Below are 20,233 nucleotides of genomic sequence, written 5' to 3'. Positions count from 1 at the left end.
TAACCAATAATCTTTTTTATCTTCATAAAAATAAATGTAAATTTTAGAAAGAAAAATGAATATAGGTTCTATTATTTTTCTCATTATCATTTAATTATTAATTTATATCCTTTTGAATCTACTCTTGTATTATCAATTTTCATTTTTGCCGAATCATAAATATTTTCTGTTTTATGACTAAAGTATTTATCTTTAGTATCTGTCCGGATTAATATAAAATAAACGCCTGCGATAAGTGCACCAGGACCAGTAAAAGAAAGCAAAGTCATAACTCCATCTAAAAACAGTATTTCACCAGAAATTTTCTTATCCTGATAATCTTTATAAGACAAAACAAATCCGACTACACCAACACCAATTCCAAGCCCTTTTGCTACATTAGCAACATTTTTTAATTTACTTACACTTTCTACTGTTCCTTTTACATAAATTTTACCATCAGTAATACCAGTCACAGTTTTATTAAACTCATACGTTCCCTTTGGATGAAAATCCATTGCCTCGAAGTGCTTTAAATTAGTTAACTCTTCTGCAGTCGCTTCAATATTACCTAAAACAGTTCCAACGCCTGTTAATGCTGAATTTATTATAAAAGCAGATCCTGCAAAATTTGTTTGTATCTCTTTTAATCCATTAACAATACTCCAACTTCCATTTCTATTTCCTAGATAGATTTTTTTACTAAACTTATCATAATAAATCTCTCCTTCCAGAGCAATTCTTTTCGGACCAGCGGGGAAGAAATTATTATGAGGATCTCTGGTTTCTCTAACTTCAAGCATTTTCCCTAGCACATCTGTTCTTTCCCAACTATCATCTTTTAAAAAGTCCTCTTTATCAAAAGGATTTCTTCTTTTTTCTTTTCCTGATTCTAAACTTCTAAACATAATAAAAGGGTAAATTGTATTTTACTTATTGAAAACAAATAAAAACAAGAAGCAGTGAATCACCGCTTCTTGTCTAATAAGAAAAAAATTAGATTCTAGCCCAATTGTTGTCTAATGTTGCATTACCTAATGTGATTTTTTCTGCTGAGAAAGTGATCTCAGTAGTCATTGGAGTTTCAGCCAAAGCGTCTAACTGCTCACTAAAGAATACAATAAAAGCGTTTTCAAAAGAAAGTTCTTTCATTACTTGCTCAGAGTCAGCCTTGAAAAATTTTACTTTTCCACTTACCGGTTTGTGCTGGCTGTTTACTGCCTGCTCAATAACTGTAGTGTTGTCTGTAGATTTTACTTTTAAATTTAATCTACCTCCTTTAATTTCAGATGAAACTGCTCCTTTACCATCAGTATGTCTTATCATATCTACTTTTGAAAATAATACTTGGTACTCGTTACCTTCGAACTCTAAAATTGCTTTAAATGCCATAATAAAAATAATTAATTTATTAAAAATTGCTTTTTTAGAACCTCCTCTCACTTTTATCTGACTAGTACAAACAAAAAAAGAGGTGTTCTATATGATATAGAATACCTCTTTTTTGTACTAACGTACTTTTTTTATTTGCTTCTTGTAGGAAGATGAGGAGCATCCGTAATCATTTTTTATATGAATATACAAATAAAAATTACATAAAAAAAACAAATTAGTACTATTTTTCATAAATAGTAATGAAATAAATCTAAAAAAGACAACTGTAATATGTAAGAATACAGCATTTGCTTAGGGTGCGGAGAATTTACCTGTACTTTAATATTAAAAAAAAAAAAAAAAATATTTGTTTTAGCAATGAATCAATTCTACTATCCTAAAATATAAAATATAGTAATAATTAGAAAAGAAATCTCTTTATCTCTTTATATTTCAAACACATATACCCACTCTATATCTAATTAATGCTGTTTTTCATGAAAAACAATAAAACAAATCCCAAGAGCACTACAGCAATGTGCAAAAATATCCCATTTACTTGAGGCTGCAGAGAATTTATCTGTTTGTTTATATCCAAAGTAGCTGCTGTATGAATTTCATTTATTTTATTTACCTGCTTCTGTAAAGAGTCAATCGTTCCATTTAAATATAAAATGTTTTGATGCTGATTAGAAAATAACCGTTTTACTTCCTTATCTGATAATGCTTCTTTTTTTCTAATAACTCCTGTTTTAGGCTCAGTAAGAGTCAGTTCACTTACATCTTCGATTTTGTCGTTATTAATTTCAAAGCTAATATTCAGCTTGTTAATCAAGAAAAAGATAAAGACTATATACGACAGCAAAAAAGTAGGTAAAATATACTGAGCAAATATCTCCAGCACTTTTGGCTTTGCAGCATTATGTATGTTATTTATAGTACTATAATTAGTAAAAAAAATAGGTTCTTGTTTTTTTTCTTTATTCAATCTTTCTTTTTTAAATTTCTCTTCTAAATCAATCAGTTCAAAACGGTCCAAACTATAAAGTCCTAAATTTTCATTTAGTTTTTTATGATGAACCATCCAGTTGAGCACTTCTTCCATTTGATATTCAGAAATACTGGAATCTTTTAATTTCCATAAAATTTCTTTTTTGGTAAGCTCACAAGGTTTGTCTTTACTTTCAAAATAAAATAATTCTAAAATTATTTCATGTAAAGGCTTCGCTATTTCTATTGTTTTAATAATCTCCATAATCGTTATTTATAATAAAAATTTTTTTGATATATAATAATATTTGGTTTGAGATTCCTCATCAAAAACCTCAAAAACACTATTTCGTTGCATTTTTTCTAAAACTTCAAGTTTTGTATTTAAGGCAGTAAAAAGAGATCTAAAATCCTCTAGCTTTTTCTTGAACTTTCTAATATCTTTTATTCTTATTTCGTGCAAATCAGAACTATTAACAAATACTCTTGTCTTGAAATAAAGCAAATCAGCCAAGGAATTTCTCCGTCTTATTTTTTCTGTTTTTTTAATATTTCTAGCATACTTTTTACATTTATCTTTAAAATTAAGTATCTCGACTTTGTCTATATTTTCATTTGTATACTCTTTACTAATTAACTCCCTATAGTTTTCAAGAAGTTCCTTTATTTCACTTTCTGTTAGCAAAACATGTACCTTATCTTCTAAATTACTGATAAGGGAATCTTTTGCATTTATTACAAATGTTTCGTCTTTATAGTTTTTTGTGATATCAGTATCTACCTCATCTTTTTGAGAATAATTCTGAATCAAGTTATTCATTTTTTTACTTGGGTGGCTTCTCAAAAAGCTAAATTCATTTTTATATTGCGTTAATGATTTCAATAAAGTGTTATTCGTTTTTATAGTTTTACTAATAACACTATCAATAGCTTTATTTATCGTTTCTGGAGTAAGTTCTCCATTCAACTTAGGAAATACTATCCCTCCGTTAAAATTACTTTTTAAAGGAGCGTTGTAGATATAATCATTATCATATTCTCCACTATAGGTAAACTCATCATTTTTTATAACTAGTTTTGGGTCTACATAGTAATTTTGAATATTTCTTTTATTTGCATTACTAGCCTCATTTAAATACATTTTACTTTGCAGAATAAAATCCTGATTATCAGCAGTATTTTCATTTCTAAAAAGAATAAATAATAATTTAGCATTATTTTTGGCTAAAACATTGAAACTATCTGGTAAAGTAGAATTTATCGAATTATCTAAACCTGCCAAAATAAAAAAGTTATTCTCAAAATTGGCGTCTGAGCTCAAAAATTGACTAATTCCATTATTGTTATTCGGCATAATATTTTCCTTAGAAATCTCCTCAGGTGTTTTGATGCTTTTTTCAATTAAATCAAACCACTTTGAAAAAGAAGGTGATTTTACCAAATAATAACTTTTAGACCTTCCTTTGGCTATAAACGAATAAGTAAAATTATAATTTGCATACAATTCATTGCTAGTGGTTAGTTTTAGATTTTGTAATGCCGAAAGTGTTTTCTTTAAATGCTGTTTTGTCGCGTTATTATTCTCAAAAACATAATAAAAATTAATGTTCTTACTTTGAGAAGCAATTTGTTCAATTGTTTTTATGGTAATATCATCGCCTTTTAAATTTGTAACTTTATTTTTATCGTGATTCCAAATGTTTATTGGCAACAAAACCTTGCTTAAATCATCAAACTTGATTGGCTTACTTGATTGATTTTCATTTATGAATAAAGTATTTTTATAGAGTTCGTTTACATGAAAAGTAATTTTTCCTGATGATAATTCTAGCGTATCAGCAGTACTTAGTTTTACAACAATATTATCTTCTATTGGATTCAGATATTGCATAGGAACCCAACCATATTTATGATTGACGGTGTCCTTTGTTGTAATATCATCAAAATTGGATACAAAAGCCGATTTAGTAGTTTTATCTACTTTATATACATACACGAAATCATTTAACTTGATATTCTTTTTAGCTACTGTTTCTAAATTCGGTTCGTTTTTTAATAAAAGAGCCTTTTTTTTGACATTTTTATCACTAGAGAACAAATTATCTAATGTATTACAAGCTACAAAATATTTTACATACTTTAAATTGGCTTGGTTTTGCATTGCCCTGCTATACTCGATCACATTATCTTTTTTGATCCAGCCTAAATATTTTACTTCTTTAGCATTAGAAAAGTGATTTTTTTTACTTCTTAAAACTGATAAAGTTCCTTTTGGCTTACCTATCATTTTTTTATCGGCCACCACAACTTCATAATAATTTTTGTCCTGATTAATTACATACATCGGGAACAACATAGTTGCTTTACTTTTTACTTTAGAACTATATGGTTCCTCATAAATATTATTATCAGTTCTATCAGAGAAAACTAATTTAAGCTCAGTTTTTTTTCTTTCTTTTTGTTTCTCATTATCATAAGTATTAATTGTGTTTTCTTTTTTCTTGATAACACTTGTACTATTTTTTACCTGTGAAAAAACAGAATTTATAGTCAACAAGCACATCAAAAAAGTATATCTAAGTAAAATGTTGATTTTCATATATTACTTTGTTTTTTTAGTTTTTTGGGTAATATTAATTTGCTTAAAGCATTTTATCGTATCTAATTTTACTTCCTGAATTATGGTAGCATTTCCATCTAAATAATGAAGTCCCTGACAGTAACTTAAAAAATCGTTATATTTTTCTTCATTAATCACCACTACCACATCCGATAAGTCATTGCATATATACTTATTCTTTATATGATTAACCTGATCTTTATAAGCTCTAGTATCTCTTGCACTTAGATTGGCAATAATTTGCAATCGTTTTTTTATATCATTCAGTACAATACTTGAAGAGTCTACAATTACTGGTTCTTTGAATGGCTCATATAATTGAAAAATTTCTATTTCTCTTGTAATCGGGTACTTGGTTTTGTCAGTTTCTAACTTTACTTTATAAATTCCTGGTTTATTAAAAACATAAATAGCTTGTTTTTCATAAGAATCAATAGTTCCTGTTTCACCAAATTCCCAATACCAATTATTGGAACTTGGAGAATATCCAGTAAACACTATTTCTTCACCTACATAACCAAACTCTTCACAGAATATTTTTGGAATAGAATCTTTTGCCGTCAGAGTCCTACCGTTAACAATATTAATTTGTTTTGAAAAATCAAATTTATTGTCAATTCTCAATGTTATTAAATACTTACCTGCTTTACCATAAGTATAATCTACATTTTTTTTACTCACAATTGAATCACCATTTCCAAAATACCAAACAGCTTTTTTATCTGATATTAGAGTACTATCATTTATTTTAAAAGATAATTTTTCATTTAATTCATATTGATGATTATCATTAGCGTCTACTATTGAAAAATCAAGATTACTTAACTTTTTATTGAAAGGAAATAGTAATGCCACTATAATTAAAATTACCGCAATGCTAAGCAAAAGGATAACTACTGTTTTATTTTTAACGTTCATTTTTAAAATTTGCTTTACATTCGTTAAGGCTTCTTTGTATTAGGGTATCGTTTTTTTTGACGGTACTTTCTTCAAGATTTATTTCTAAAAAAACGTTTAATAAATTTCCGCCAATTAGACAAAAATTATATGACGAATGAAATTCATTATCCTTATACAATTGCTTATATTCTGATATATTCCTTTTTACTTCATCTATTCGCTGTACCTGATTAATATCGTATTTTATAGTATCAATTGTCTTGAAAATTACTTTTGATTTAGTAGCATAATTACCTTTAATCTTCTGCATTTTTTCATAATCATTAATCCTATTGAGCATATCAGTATTATTAAAATTAGGTGTTTTTAACAAAAATTTTGTCACACCGATATATATAACACAAGCACTAATGATAAATATTAAATTGAACTTAATTTTCCTCCAATACGTTTCATCCAATTCTATAGTCTTTTTCATAATTATGGATTATTATTTTTTATTTTCCTGATTGTGTTTTTCAATACACTTTTCTAACTGAACTTTATTTATATTATAGCCTGTTTCTACTTCTTTTAATACATCAATTTTAGTTTGTATACGCTGAAGTTCAACCAAAAACTCTTCGTATAACCTAAAAGAATTTGTCAAATTAGTTTTTGAATTTTGAATTTCATTATTGATTGCAAATCTCTTTTCATTAATTAAAGATTGAAGATTTTTGCGCTCGTTTAAAGTCCTATCTTTAAATCTTAAATCATTAATTTCTATTAAGATTTCATTTAAAAGCAAGTTCATTTCTCCTTGCTTTACTGCAATATCATTGTAGTATTTATTTTTTCTCTCCAGTTCTGCAACTCCGCTATTTGCAGTTATTAATGTAACATACAGGCAACCAAAAATAAAAGCGAATGTTATAAAAAACGTCATGTAAAACTTACGTTTTTTATTTAGTATTTTAGGATGATTAAGTGGTTTTATTGGTTTCATTTGTTTGTTTTTTTAATCTAATATTGACCATGTATTACTCTTTTGTGGAGCTGTTTTGGTTTCTTCACTAATTACAATATTTTCTGTTCTAACTCCAATGTATTCTAATTCGCTTAGTTTTTGCCATAAGCGTTTTAAAACACCCAGAAATTGATTCAGTTTTTCTAAAGTTTCTGCTATATCATTGTGATCGTAAACAGCACTTTTTACTTCAAACAAAACACCTAACAATTCTGATGGTTTTACATCTATCCATTCGTAATAATATTGCAATAAAACTTCTTTCTCTTTGTCATCCATAAGAGTTAATGTAGAAAGAAGATGATTTGCTAAAACAATTATTTTATCAGACATATGCACCGGAGATTCTTCAGAAGCAATATTTTTAAGATAAAAACAGTGCTCCGCATAATAATCAATTATTTTAGTACATAAACTAAATGTGTTAGACACTAACCTATTATTGGTTGAACTCTGCACATTTTTTTTATGAATTTTAATTGAAAAATCATTCAGTAGGTATAATTCATTATTTACTTTTGAAAGAAATTGTTTTAAAGTTTCATTGCTTTTTGTTTTTACAACTGGTGCTATATATTTATCATCTTCTATAAATGTCCCATTTTGAAATGCAATTTTTTTGACAATTAAAAAGTATCCTTGTAAAAAATTGTCATTCACTTCTTTTTTATTGATAATATGCAATTTTATCTCTGGAAGCGCATGTGGGTGATGTAGCGGAATTATCTCTGGATCTGGAATACCTACAGGAACTAAATTATAAGGATTTATAGAAACAATAACATAATAATGCTCAAAAGAATTTCTATCTAAATCATTTGCATTAATGCTTACTTCTGGAAGTTTTGTTCCATAAATATCCTGATTAAAAGAAATTAAATGTCCATTCTTGGCGATCAAATCGCATTTTTTTAAATAGGCAATTAATTGACCTCCATCAATTTTTATGTCAATATCTATAGATTTTCCTACTGCTGTCTGGATACAGCCATAATTAAAATTATTTAACTGCACTTTATTATAATCATTAACAATTGTTATAAAGTTGAAATAATTATTGATAAAATGGTCTTTTGTTAATTTTACTCCATCTGTCCAGTTAATCGGTAAATGTATGTTTGATTTCATAATTGTTATATTGTTTTTATAATAATTTGCCGTTTCGTATAGCTCTTTTTAAATCGTTTATTATCAGTTCTTTTTTTTCTTTTTTATAAAAAAGGTTGACAATAAAGAGGCTTATACTGTCTATTTCGGAATTAAAATGTTCTTTAAAATTAAAATTGCTTATATCTACATTAAATCTATTTGAAAACCGAATTATAAAGTCTTCTGCCTCATCTCCATAAATCCCCAAGTCTTTTTCAATCTTCCAATTAGGAGAAGTATCATTTATTATTTTTCCTGTTTCTTCATTTAAGAATTGATATAATAGTGTGAAATTTACCATCTTCCTCCAGCTCCTCCTCCGCTAAAACTACCTCCTCCAAATCCTCTGCCAAAACCATCTTTATTATCATTTTCTTCTGAATATTCAATAAGTACCTCAATAATATCAATCGCTAAAAGTGTCCATCCTACATAAGGAACCATTCTTCCAATTGCCCTGCCAACAACAGTTGTACCTAAAATTCTTATCGATAATTTTTGTGGTAATATTTTAGACAAATATTTTGAAGCAATTGAAGTACCTGAAGCTGAACCTGCCATAACAAATCGTTTTTTTAAGATAGGCTGACCAGCCAAAATAAAAGCCGATCCTAAAAAAGTTTTATTGAAATTATGTTCTTCTGCTTCAATATCTATTTTTTCTATATCAACATTTTTTATAAATGCGAATGATTTTTTTTTTATCATGGCTAATATGTAAACAATTAATTTTTTCGAATTCTAAATTCATCATCCTCTCTAAAATATTATGAGGTTTCTCATGAGTTGAAAACTTAAGTTCTATTTCTGCTTTTTCTTTTGCTCTTTGAATTGAACTAAGTATGCTGTTTTCTAATGTATAATCTGTCATAGCTCTAAAGTTTTATTTTCTTTTTCTTCTTTACTCAAAGCAACTCTTTTCGCAAAAATAGTTTGCTTGTTTTTTAATTTACTCTCCGAAATAGACTGAAGAGGACTTAGGTTTCTTATAAATAATGGAAAACTGAAATATTTTGCTGTATAAAAAATCCAACCTGTATTTTCATCCTCAGCACTTGATTCAATAGCATCATTTGGAAATCTATGATTTTGATCTTCAATAAACTTATCAAACCAATTGCCTAGGTTAACATCTTGTGCAATTTTTACATCAAATTTTGAAAGGGAATCGGAATTGACTTTTTTCTTTATATGTATGGATACCTGCATTAAACGAAACTTATCAATATTATCCCAATACTCAATATCTTTGCGTTCTTTTCCAACTCTCCAATGTTCATAAAATGGAGTTGGAATTTGTAAATATTTTTTCTTTGATTCTTCAAAAAATATTGGCGCAAACAGCCATAAAATATTAAGCATACTTATATGTGCATAACTTGATATTGCGATATAGTTAAATACCAAATAGTATATCCAAGAGGATAAAATTGCTACAATCAAAAACAAGAAGAATTTTGCTAGTACACTATTTTGAATTCCTATATTTTGAAACATCGTAGTATCCATGAAATATAATAATCCGATTCCAAATATTAAATAATAAAAAACAGAAAATAATAAGCCTAACCAAATAAACTCATTATTAAAAAAAGCAAATAAACAAGGTAAAGCTGCTATTAGCGAAAAGCACAAAACAAATATTATAGCCGATTTTGGTTTGATTTTTATACTTGAAAACTGACTCATTACAAGCGTTATAATCAATATCAAAAGCGGTGCTAATAGGTATTTTAAAAAAAATGGAAGTATTGTATTCATTTGAATGTTTTATCTTTATTGTCGTTTAAAAATTATAAAATGGTATTAATGCCTAAATAGTTTTCGTTTAACTTTATTCCCAATTGATAGTTATTAAAAAATATAATATCAATTTTCCTGTTACTAATAATAAAATACTCTAATATTTTGCGAGTAAGTTTCATCTTGCGTTCTAAAATAGAATAGTCAATATTTCCTTCAAAATACAGGCTAACTTCTACATCATCTACCTCACTTTCAACAGATCCACAAAGCCCTAAATTAAATCCTAAGATACCATCGCCTAGTTTTAAAAAAGGAGATACTTTAAAGACATGCTTTTTGTATTTTAACTTTACCACATTCCCCAAAAGCATTTCTAGAACACCTTCTAATTCAGGAAGATTCTCTTTTAGCTTTTCTGACTCACATAAATAAATAAACAAGTTCCTTTTTTGAATTTTAGACAATTCAAATTCGATAGCCACTAATTCGTCGACTATTTTTAAAAACAAATCTATTTTATCATTAAATAAGTGGAGGCTTTTTATAGTAGAATTTGTGTGCGCAGAAAAAATCTCGTTATCAAAAGGCATGAAAAAATCTAAAGCTTCATTTTCAGTTTCTTTATTTTTTTTTACAGCCTCTACAATTTCTTTGTTAGACATTGTTGGGTTACTAACCGACAATGGATGAAAAAGCAACTCAGGCAAATTATGATAAATACTATTTTTTGCCAGATGCAAAACAAGTGCTTCTTTAGTAAGTCTTGCCCCCTCTTGATATAACATTGAAGAAATATCAATAGCATCCCTAGAGTTGTTCCTTTTTGAAAGCCCTCTATGTCTAACAAAAACTTCAGCTTCGCCATCTAGAAGATTTTGCAATTCATAAAAAAGAACTTCTCCTCTTAAATTAAAATTTACTTGTTGTTTTAAAACAGTAATATCTTGTTCCATAGCTTATTTCTTTTCCCAAATGAACTCATCATCTTTTATATCCAAAACAATAGTTTCATTCTCCAAAATGGCTTCTGATATAATTAATTTTGAGATTGTTTTTTTTAAATATGTTCTTACTGTCCCGGCAATAGGTCTGGCTCCATATTTTTTAGAGAATCCTTTGTTTGTTAAATACTCTAAAGCACTGTCCGATATATCAAATGAAATATTCTTGATACTTATTAATTGCTCTTGTAAACGACTTAGATGTAATTTAAAAATTGCTTTAGCGATTTCAATATTTATAGGTGCAAAAGGAACAACTTCTGTCAAACGTCCCAAAAACTCAGGTCTGAAATGAGTACTCATAATATCAATTAATTGATTAGAAGTAGGCAAATGACCACTTTCTATTTGCTCCTGAATCCATTGGCTGCCTATGTTTGATGTAAAAATGATAATAGCATTAGAGAAATCACCTTCTCTTCCTAATTTATCATGTACCTTACCTTCATCCATAATCTGTAAAAAAACATCATAAACAGAAGCATGTGCTTTTTCAATTTCATCAAAAAGTACAACTGAATAAGGTTTTTGCCTAATTTTATTAACAAGCATACCACCTTCTTCATAACCTACATATCCTGGAGGAGCACCATATAATAAAGCAGCCGAATGTTCTTCTTTAAATTCGGACATATCAAATCGAATCATAGCATTTTCATCATCAAACAGTAATTCAGCCAATGTTTTAGTTAATTCTGTTTTTCCAGTTCCTGTTGGTCCTAAAAAGAAAAATGATCCTATAGGTTGCTTAGGATTACTCAAGCCACTTCGCGATTCTATAATGGCTTCCGAAAGTGTTTTTATAGCATAAGATTGTCCTTTTACTCTTTCTTGTAATTTATCTTCAATCGTTAGAAGCTTTTCTTTTTCTCCTGCGCTTATTTTACCCAAAGGAATTCCAGTTGCATTAGAAACAACTGCCAAAATTTCAGATTTTGTAACAGTAGCTATCTTTTCTTTTGCGATAGCCTCAATATTGATTGATAACTTCTCAATATCTTCATAAGTAACCACTTCGTTTTTAGCACTTTTAGAATTCTCAACAACTTCTATTTTACTAGTTACAATGCAACTTATCCGATTGTATATTTCCTTTTTTAATAAACTAATTTTTGATTCATCATTAGGGTCACATTCTTTTATTTGGTCTTTTATTCTTATAATTTCAACTAATGAATTTGCATTTGAAACAATTACAGAAGAAGCCGTCCTATCTAATAAATCAATAGCTCCATAGGGTAATTTTTTTTCTTTATAAAATCGTTTAGATAAATGAATTGCTTCTTTTAAAACTTCATTTTCAATCTCTATTTTATAATGTTTTTCTAGTTTTTCTTTATAAATATCGAGGCATTCCAACAACAAAGAATAGTCTAATTCTTCTATGAAAATATTTTCGAATTTTCCATTAATTGTAGTTCCTTCAATTGATTTTCTATAAGAATCAGAATCAATTGTGGCAATAATATTAATACTTCCTTCAGTTAATTGCGTATTTATGATATTAATTACAGTATTCGATTTTGAACTTGAGGAATTTAACAATACCTGTATATCATCAATGAATAGTATACTTTTTCCGTTTTTAGCTAATTTTTCAAAAATTTCAATTAACTTTTTTGAGATTTCATTTTCACTTCCACAATTTGCTACTAGTTTGGATGAGTTTAAAGATAACACTAGAGTTTCTTCAAAAAAATCGGGATCCGTTTCATGCAAATGATAAATAAGATTTTTTATGATACTTGTCTTACCAATACCAGACTCCCCAATCAATAAAATACCTTGATTTTCATATCGTTCTATATTCTCAAGAATTAATCTAACTTCCTTATTTCTACCAATAATACTACTACCTTCATCAATGATGTTTTTTTTATATAATGAATCACAATAGTTAATATCGATACTTTCCTGCTCTTCTCCATCATCTACCAGACTAAAACTTTTTTGAGTATTCCGTAATCCAAAATGTTTCAAAAGTTCTTTGTCACTTAAATTTAATCCATCAATTTGTTTATCGCTATAGACCAACCCTGGTTTAATAATGGCAATAAAAACACAAAATGCATCGATGTAATCTGCTCCTAATCTGATTTTATTGAAATTTGATTCCGAAAAAACATGCTCAATTTCAGCATCAGCTATAATGATATTCCCATTATTTTGAGCAGAAGTGTACACTTCTTTTCTGACATCAAACCATTCTTTTATATACTCAATATCTTTTGATAGCGTTTTTAATACTTCTACCAATCCAGTTGGCTCAAATAATAATGCATAAGCTAAATGAGCAACACCATAAGTACTATGCCCATCTTGGATAGCTAATGATTTAGCAGATTTAATTGCTGATAATAAGCTTGGACTGTAATCTAATTCGTTCATAAGTTAGTTAATTGTTATTTGAAATGGAATATTCATAACTGATTGTTTTTCTAAAGTTTCTTTTAAGAACAATCCGATTTTTTGTTTGCTTTCAGCTAGGTCAGCATACTTATCTTGCAGAATAACTTCTACATCAATAGTTCTAAATACTCCTTTTTTTCTTTCATCACTAATACCAACTCCATCTGTTATTAATACATCTTTTGTAATATTTCTTAAATGATAGTGTACGGCTGACTTTATATCTTGTTTTGTAACCAATCGCTCTTTCGACAAGAAACCATATCGAAGATTAATTAATTTTTCGACTTTATTGTTTCTATAAATACCCCCGAATGAAGTAGCTTCAAAAACAGTAGAATCTTGTGCTAGTTCGGATAAAACAGTTTGTTTTAAAATGGTGCCTTTTTTTAAATTATTAGCTACCTGACCATTTGAAGTCCAATACGAGCAATAAATAATTTTAGATTTATCCTTTTCATGAATTAAAGCATACACTTCTTCTTCATCATTTACCTGACTATAACTACTATTTATTTTATTTTCAATTATATTGATTTCCTCATTAATTTTAGTCATTGTAGCATCAATATAATCTGCGTTGATATTCGAAAAAGCACTGATATCTTCTCTTAAGGCACGCACTAATTTTTTCAAGAAAAATTTAGCATTTCGGGAGTCGTAATTTTCTAATCCACCATAAAAAAGAGTGAATGTATTTGAGTCAAGAAGATGAGGTTGTTTTATGCCATTAATAAATTCAATGTTTTTTTCATTAAAAACTTTCATAACATCAAGAAAATGAGTATTTACTTCAGCTTGCATCGGAAAAAGACGGCCTTCTATTTGAGCATTATGTACTTTATGATTTAATTTTCTGTTAACAACTGGGAAAGTGTTAATTTTTATTTGAATTTTATCCAGTTCTTCTTTAGAGAAGATTTCAGGGAATACAAATTCTAACCAAATCAAGCCTGACGTTATTTTGCTGGATTTTAATACTTCTTTATCAATTGCAAATTTGTCTATAATAGATTCATACTCCAGATTTTCTGAGTCTAGTTTTAATTTGTAAATAAAATTTCGATAGAATGATTTTATCGTTTCAGTATAATGTTTATTATCTTGAACATCATCAAAATTTTCATTTTCAATTTCAATAATTTCCCCTTTAGAACCTTTTACTGTAATGTATTTTAAAAATGCATCTAATGATGAATTTTCTGTTATAAATGTAAACTTCAACGAGTTTAATTTTTCTAGATTCTCTTTAGAAACATCTAATCCAACCCATATACTATGATCTGTAACCTTATTCTTTGAAGGTAAATGCGCTACATTTTTTGAAGAATCAATCAAAAATGAACTATACATTTGAAAACTAATCTCACCTTCAATAATATTCTCATTGGTAAAAGGAGTAAAATGGATATCATAACCAGTACTAGAAACCATATTAGATTTTACTACAAATTCAGTATCTGCATTTAATATAACAATACCTTTAGTAGCGATTGTACTTACCAGAGTATGAGCTGGCATAGGTAGATTCCATTGGCTTGGTACAATTTCTTGAGCAATACGCTCGATAATTTTATTATCAGACTCTACTCCTTCCTGATACAAGTAATACATTTCATATACAAAAACCTCTAACATCATCATCACCAAAGGATCTGCCATATGGATATCTTCGATCCCCCAGATTTCTAAACATTTTTTCTGTATCCTGTTCTTAATTTCAATAAACTTGACGTCTTTCATATTTAATATTATTGAGAAATTGGGCTTATATTCAATTTTGTATGAAAATTAAATGGAATTAAACTTTCTATGATAGAACCTTTAACAATAATAATTGCTTTTCTTCTTATACTTGAACTTAGCTCCTTGTCATCAATTTCATCTAAACAAATACTAACCTCTTCTAGAATTAATCTTTTTTCAAATTCAGTTATAGATTCATATAATGATTTTCTGACCGAATCTTCCCAGTCTCTTTTCTTAATATGTTGATCAAATTCTAAATCCCATATAATAGTTCCATAGCTTGGTGTTTCTGGAATTTCTCCAAATGAGGTTGTAACTAACATCATAATATTGTAAGCTATAGATTCTTCTATCTTACAAAAATTTTCTTGTGAACCATGTAGTAAAGACTTGAAACCTATTGGATATTTAAGATATTTCATATTAAAAAATATTACATTTACTTAGACAAAAATTAAACTAGCAAAATTAGCTTTGCAAGCAAAATACAAAAATGAAAATAAAATACTTACAAATCACTATAATTTACAAGTTTTTTTTTATTAATTTTACAGAATTAACTTAAAAAATAATATAAATTATGAGCATGTTCAATTATGGCATTGGTGGTAATGAGGTTAAAATTGATGCCAACGAATCAATTTTAGAAATTCCTTCAAACAGAACCCTGTTGATTCAAAAACTTACAAATGAGCAACCTGTAGGACCCGAAGCAGTATATGATTTACAAACGGTAGAAGCTGTCTTTGAAAACTTCAAACCTAACGTAGATTTCGAATTTACTACTGAAGAAGGCTCCGATTTAAGAGAATCAATGACATTTAAAAATCTAGGAGATTTCGGTGCAAAATCAATTAAAGAGAATAGTCCTTTTTTGAATAAATTAAATACAGAAAAAGAGCAAGCTTATAAGATTGTAAGACAACTCTCTAGTAATAGAGGTCTAATAAAAGCTATTCAAGATCCTGCAGTTAAAGATGCTATTATAGAATTGCTGGAAAATGCGAAGAAAGAAATCAATAACAACAAACAATAAATATGGCTACTCAAACTAAAGAACAAAAAAGTCAAGGTTCATCAAATGAACAATTGCTACAAGAATCTCAAAGTGGCAAAATAAATTTATTAAACGAATACGGAGGTTTTGCCTTTTTAGAAAACGTAATCGACGGATTATCAAACTTAAACCCTAGTAGAAAAGCGAGGAAAAACATTTTCCTTAACGATACTCAATGGGAAAGTGAAAGAACAAATCTTACCAATAAAATAGAATTATGGTTGGATTTATTAAAAGATAACAATTCTGTTGAATCTATGATCGAAGTTGCTAATGCAAAAGCTACATCCGCAGACTCAACACTAAATAAAAACCTAAAATATGCTTTAAATGTTTCTAGAGAATTAGAAACATCATACAGAAGTGTCGCTTTATTTTATAAAAATACTGAAAGTGATAAAATTAAGAATGTAACAATCTTAAATGCAGACATATCTCAATTGAAAGATCTAGATAATACGCTATTTTTTGATTACGTTTCTAATGAATTGAAGCAAAATTTTGATAGATTAGATTTAAGAAAAAACTATTCTATCCTTTCAGTACCAGGTTATTTAGGTTCTAACGCTGTTTTAGATAAATGGTCTAAGATTGCACATGAAAACAAAGCTGTTTTATTGACCGATTTTCAAGATCTTGAAACACCAGATGATGTTATAGATATTTTCTTCAATGCAAACCATACAGGAGGAGATGTTCATAAATCGAATACTATTATGACTTGTAACTATCTTTTAGGAAGAAGTAAATATGATGAAGTAGGCGAAGAAGAAAATCTATATGTTCCGCCATCGACTTCATTGGCTGGAAAAATATATAAAACTTTAATGTCTCAAGTTGTTGCAGGTAAAAAGTTTGGAGGTCTGAATGAAGTAGAAAGTGTTCGTTTTGATTTGAAAAAAAGCGAAATTTCAGAACTTGAAAAAATGGGTCTGGTACCAATGGTAAACGAATATAGCAAAATCATGGCTTTCTCTGCTAAAACGTTATTTAACGGAGATAATTTAGGTCTACAAACTTATTCAGTAGTTAGAGTATTTGATCACATTACAAAAGTACTTTTTGATTTCCTAAACAGAAGAGCATTTGAGAATTGGACTACTAGAACAGAAGCAGATTTAAGAAGTCAGATCATTAAGTTTTTAGATGGAATTAAAGGGCCTACTAATCTTATTGAGAAGTTTACTGTAATGAAAATTGAGCAAGATAAAACTCAAAAAGATAGAATCTTATTAGATATTCACATTACACCGTATTTCCCTGCTAAAAGTTTCGTAATTCAATTAGATGGACATAAAGGAGATGGTCCAGAAGAAGCTGTTTGGCATAGTGATTACAAACAAGTTTAAATAACCCTTATTAATTCTACCCCAAAATTTAATATCTTTTGGGGTACTACTATTTCAGGACAAGATAATAAAACAAAAAAACGCTAAGATTTACTTAGCGTTTTTTTTTGTATTTATAATTATTCTAAAACCAGTCCGATTTGCCCGTCATCATCAAGTTCTGTTTCAACCGAATCATCTTCATTAGCGATAGTTTGCGCCTTAACTTCTTCTATTGGCTCTTCATATGGCAATGGATCTAACAAGTTAACCTGTTTCACCTTATCGCTTGTTAATTGATTACCTAATGCTTTAAAGCCTTTCACAGCGATAAAATCTTCGATATCTACATATAAATTATCTTTTTGAACTCCTTTTACTTTAGCAAAAACTAATTCAGCAACAGGACGATAATCTGTAGCTACAATTTCTAACTGAGAATTAGGATGTTCTGTAATAAAACATTCTTCTTTGTTTTCGGTCTCAACCAAGAAACGTTTTATATAATAACGCTCTTTTTCTCCTTCAAAATAAATTGCAGAAATTGGTTTTTTAGGATTCCATTTTTCCAAAACAATCATATCCTCATCAAAATGGGTAGATAATTCTGGAATAATAACTTTCAATTTACCTGTTTGGCTAATGATTAATATTTTATCATTTGGTTTAAACTCGCCTAATAACTCGCCACGAGCATCAACATTTAAGCGTTTTACAGTATCATCATACCAAACTTTTCTTGGTAATAATGTCGAAATACCTTTCTCTTTAAGTTCAATTTTCTTAATTGGATATTTCGTCACCAAATTCCCTTTAGAACCACGGCCTTTTATAGCCAAAGCTGCAAAATCTATATCGAATTTTAGTTTTTTGATACTTCCTACCTGACGCAATAAAATAGTTATTACTTCGGCTTCTCCATTTGGATTATGTGAAAAATAAACTACTTGCGAACCTGCAGTTTCATTTGTTAAATCATATGCTTTATCACGCGTTACTCCCGAAACATTAAAACGTTTTATGTACGAAGGTCCTGATTTTCCGTCACGATAGATCATATTGTAAATCGTGCGTTTGTCACTTTTATCAAAAATAGCAACATGTATAATATCTTTACCTACAAATGTCTTAGCATCAACCTTTGTAATCATCATTTTACCATCTCGTAAAAATACAATCACGTCATCAATATCCGAACAATCAGTTAAATATTCATCTTTTTTCAAGCTAGTTCCAATAAAACCTTCTTCTCTGTTTACATATAATTTGGTGTTTCTTAAAACCACCTTAGTAGCCTCAATATCATCAAAAATACGTAACTCCGTCTGGCGTTCACGACCTTTACCGTATTTCTCTTTTAATTTGGTAAAATAAGCAATTGCAAAATCGGTTAAATTTTCCAAATTGTATTCTACTTCTTTCATTTCATCTTCCAACTTAGTGATGAAATCATCAGCTTTATCAGAATCAAAACGAGTAATACGAATCATCGGGATTTGCGTTAATCGCTGTAAATCATCATCGTGAATTTCTCTTACGAATGATTTCTTGAAAGGTTCAAATCGGTCATATAAATATTTATACAGCGATTCTCTATCAGAATATAATTTAAAATCAATATACATCTCCTCACGAATGAATATTTTCTCTAAAGTTGAGAAATGCCATTTATTTTTTAATTCCTCTAATTGAATTTCTAATTCTTGTCGAAGCAAATCGACTGTTCTGTTTGTTGAAATTTTCAACATTGCAGAAACGCCAATAAACAATGGTTTGTTATCCTCAATAACACAACCTAAAGGCGCTACAGAGGTTTCACAAGCTGTAAAAGCAAACAATGCATCAATTGTTTTGTCTGGTGAAACTCCTGGGAAAAGATGGATCAAAATCTCTACATCGGCCGCAGTATTATCTTCAATTTTCTTAATTTTGATTTTGCCTTTATCATTGGCTTTCAAAATACTATCAATTAAAGTAGTTGTATTGGTCGAAAACGGAATTTGTGTAATTACAAGTGTATTCTTATCTAATTGTGCAATTTTGGCACGTACACGAACTCGTCCGCCACGCAATCCATCATTGTAATTAGAAATATCGGCAATACCCTGAGTCATAAAATCAGGATATAATGTAAACGGTTTTCCTTTAAGAATTTTTATCGAAGCATCAATTAATTCATTAAAATTATGTGGCAATACTTTTGTAGAAAGTCCTACCGCAATACCTTCAGCTCCTTGTGCCAAAAGCAAAGGGAATTTTACTGGTAAATTATTCGGTTCCGCACGACGACCATCGTATGAGACACCCCAATCGGTAATTTTTGGAGAATATAAAACCTCCAAAGCAAATTTAGATAAACGTGCCTCGATATAACGCGAAGCTGCAGCACCATCTCCTGTTAAGATATTACCCCAGTTTCCCTGACAATCTATCAATAAATCTTTTTGCCCTATCTGCACCATGGCATCACCAATACTCGCATCTCCGTGAGGGTGATACTGCATGGTATGTCCTACAACATTGGCTACTTTATTATAACGACCATCATCCAACTCTTTAAGCGAGTGCATGATACGACGTTGCACAGGTTTAAATCCATCTTCGATAGCAGGAACAGCACGTTCCAGAATTACATACGAAGCATAATCCAGGAACCAGTCTTTGTACATTCCGGTAACTTTGGTAATGGTATCACCACTCTCATCATTATTATCGTAAAAATGTCCTCCTTCAAAAGATTTAGCATCTACTTCGATAATTTCATCGGATTCATCTTCTTCTTGATTGTCATCATTAGAATTAGTATCCTCCGAATTATTTTCTTCGTTATCTGGAATTATGTTATCGTCTTCTTCGTCTTTCATTTATTTATATTCGAAATTATAAATTTGTACTTTTATTCTGAAAAATTTGATCTCCTTA

At 28.9% G+C, this 20,233-nt stretch carries 18 protein-coding genes; 2 read left to right on the top strand and 16 right to left on the bottom strand.

Annotation, left to right across the window (positions count from 1 at the left end):
* Positions 1-86: 86 nt before the first annotated feature.
* From IUY40_RS02195 to IUY40_RS02125, 15 genes are all read right to left on the bottom strand, one after another.
* On the bottom strand, positions 87-887 hold the full coding sequence (locus IUY40_RS02195; protein WP_195735251.1) for a hypothetical protein: 801 nt from the start codon (positions 885-887) through the stop codon (positions 87-89).
* 88 nt (positions 888-975) lie between these two features.
* Positions 976-1,371, bottom strand: coding sequence for a type VI secretion system tube protein TssD (gene tssD, locus IUY40_RS02190; RefSeq protein ID WP_195735250.1), 396 nt, complete (start codon positions 1,369-1,371; stop codon positions 976-978).
* 460 nt (positions 1,372-1,831) lie between these two features.
* On the bottom strand, positions 1,832-2,608 hold the full coding sequence (locus IUY40_RS02185; protein WP_195735249.1) for a DUF5457 domain-containing protein: 777 nt from the start codon (positions 2,606-2,608) through the stop codon (positions 1,832-1,834).
* A gap of 9 nt (positions 2,609-2,617) precedes the next feature.
* A complete protein-coding gene (gene tssR, locus IUY40_RS02180; RefSeq protein ID WP_195735248.1) occupies positions 2,618-4,942 on the bottom strand; it encodes a type VI secretion system protein TssR domain-containing protein in 2,325 nt (774 codons plus the stop codon).
* A 3-nt stretch (positions 4,943-4,945) separates the two neighbouring features.
* A complete protein-coding gene (locus tag IUY40_RS02175) occupies positions 4,946-5,881 on the bottom strand; it encodes a PKD domain-containing protein (RefSeq protein WP_195735247.1) in 936 nt (311 codons plus the stop codon).
* Positions 5,871-6,341: a type VI secretion system TssO gene (tssO, locus tag IUY40_RS02170; RefSeq protein WP_195735246.1), complete on the bottom strand. Its 471-nt coding sequence runs from the start codon at positions 6,339-6,341 to the stop codon at positions 5,871-5,873. The genes IUY40_RS02175 and tssO overlap by 11 nt, the downstream gene beginning before the upstream one ends.
* Before the next feature lie 12 nt (positions 6,342-6,353).
* A complete protein-coding gene (locus tag IUY40_RS02165; RefSeq protein WP_229335274.1) occupies positions 6,354-6,851 on the bottom strand; it encodes a hypothetical protein in 498 nt (165 codons plus the stop codon).
* Positions 6,852-6,863: 12 nt separating this feature from the next.
* Positions 6,864-8,000 carry a hypothetical protein gene (locus IUY40_RS02160; protein WP_195735245.1) on the bottom strand — a complete coding sequence of 379 codons (1,137 nt, stop codon included), beginning with the start codon at positions 7,998-8,000 and terminating at the stop codon, positions 6,864-6,866.
* 16 nt (positions 8,001-8,016) lie between these two features.
* Positions 8,017-8,322, bottom strand: a complete 306-nt coding sequence (locus IUY40_RS02155; protein WP_195735244.1) for a DUF1493 family protein — start codon at positions 8,320-8,322, stop codon at positions 8,017-8,019.
* Positions 8,316-8,729, bottom strand: coding sequence for a hypothetical protein (locus IUY40_RS02150; RefSeq protein ID WP_195735243.1), 414 nt, complete (start codon positions 8,727-8,729; stop codon positions 8,316-8,318). The genes IUY40_RS02155 and IUY40_RS02150 overlap by 7 nt, the downstream gene beginning before the upstream one ends.
* A 159-nt stretch (positions 8,730-8,888) precedes the next feature.
* On the bottom strand, positions 8,889-9,782 hold the full coding sequence (locus IUY40_RS02145) for a TssN family type VI secretion system protein (protein ID WP_195735242.1): 894 nt from the start codon (positions 9,780-9,782) through the stop codon (positions 8,889-8,891).
* A gap of 32 nt (positions 9,783-9,814) precedes the next feature.
* The gene (locus IUY40_RS02140) at positions 9,815-10,720 is read right to left on the bottom strand and encodes a hypothetical protein (RefSeq protein ID WP_195735241.1); all 906 of its coding nucleotides are present in this window, start codon (positions 10,718-10,720) and stop codon (positions 9,815-9,817) included.
* 3 nt (positions 10,721-10,723) lie between these two features.
* The gene (locus IUY40_RS02135) at positions 10,724-13,156 is read right to left on the bottom strand and encodes an ATP-dependent Clp protease ATP-binding subunit (protein ID WP_195735240.1); all 2,433 of its coding nucleotides are present in this window, start codon (positions 13,154-13,156) and stop codon (positions 10,724-10,726) included.
* A 3-nt stretch (positions 13,157-13,159) separates the two neighbouring features.
* Positions 13,160-14,920, bottom strand: a complete 1,761-nt coding sequence (locus tag IUY40_RS02130) for a hypothetical protein (protein WP_195735239.1) — start codon at positions 14,918-14,920, stop codon at positions 13,160-13,162.
* An 8-nt stretch (positions 14,921-14,928) separates the two neighbouring features.
* Positions 14,929-15,348 carry a GPW/gp25 family protein gene (locus IUY40_RS02125; RefSeq protein ID WP_195735238.1) on the bottom strand — a complete coding sequence of 140 codons (420 nt, stop codon included), beginning with the start codon at positions 15,346-15,348 and terminating at the stop codon, positions 14,929-14,931.
* 158 nt (positions 15,349-15,506) lie between these two features.
* On the opposite strand from IUY40_RS02125, the gene IUY40_RS02120 reads away from it, so the two are divergent.
* Together IUY40_RS02120 and IUY40_RS02115 are read left to right on the top strand one after the other, a co-directional pair.
* Positions 15,507-15,962 carry a type VI secretion system contractile sheath small subunit gene (locus IUY40_RS02120; RefSeq protein ID WP_195735237.1) on the top strand — a complete coding sequence of 152 codons (456 nt, stop codon included), beginning with the start codon at positions 15,507-15,509 and terminating at the stop codon, positions 15,960-15,962.
* A gap of 2 nt (positions 15,963-15,964) precedes the next feature.
* A complete protein-coding gene (locus tag IUY40_RS02115; RefSeq protein ID WP_195735236.1) occupies positions 15,965-17,332 on the top strand; it encodes a DUF5458 family protein in 1,368 nt (455 codons plus the stop codon).
* A 119-nt stretch (positions 17,333-17,451) separates the two neighbouring features.
* Here IUY40_RS02115 and IUY40_RS02110 read toward each other — a convergent pair whose 3' ends face one another.
* The gene (locus IUY40_RS02110) at positions 17,452-20,175 is read right to left on the bottom strand and encodes a DNA gyrase/topoisomerase IV subunit A (RefSeq protein WP_195735235.1); all 2,724 of its coding nucleotides are present in this window, start codon (positions 20,173-20,175) and stop codon (positions 17,452-17,454) included.
* Positions 20,176-20,233 lie beyond the last annotated feature (58 nt).

Origin of the sequence: Flavobacterium sp. ALJ2, from assembly GCF_015594725.1 — a bacterium.
In the GTDB taxonomy this organism is placed as follows: domain Bacteria; phylum Bacteroidota; class Bacteroidia; order Flavobacteriales; family Flavobacteriaceae; genus Flavobacterium.
This window is presented reverse-complemented; position numbering and strand designations above follow the sequence as displayed.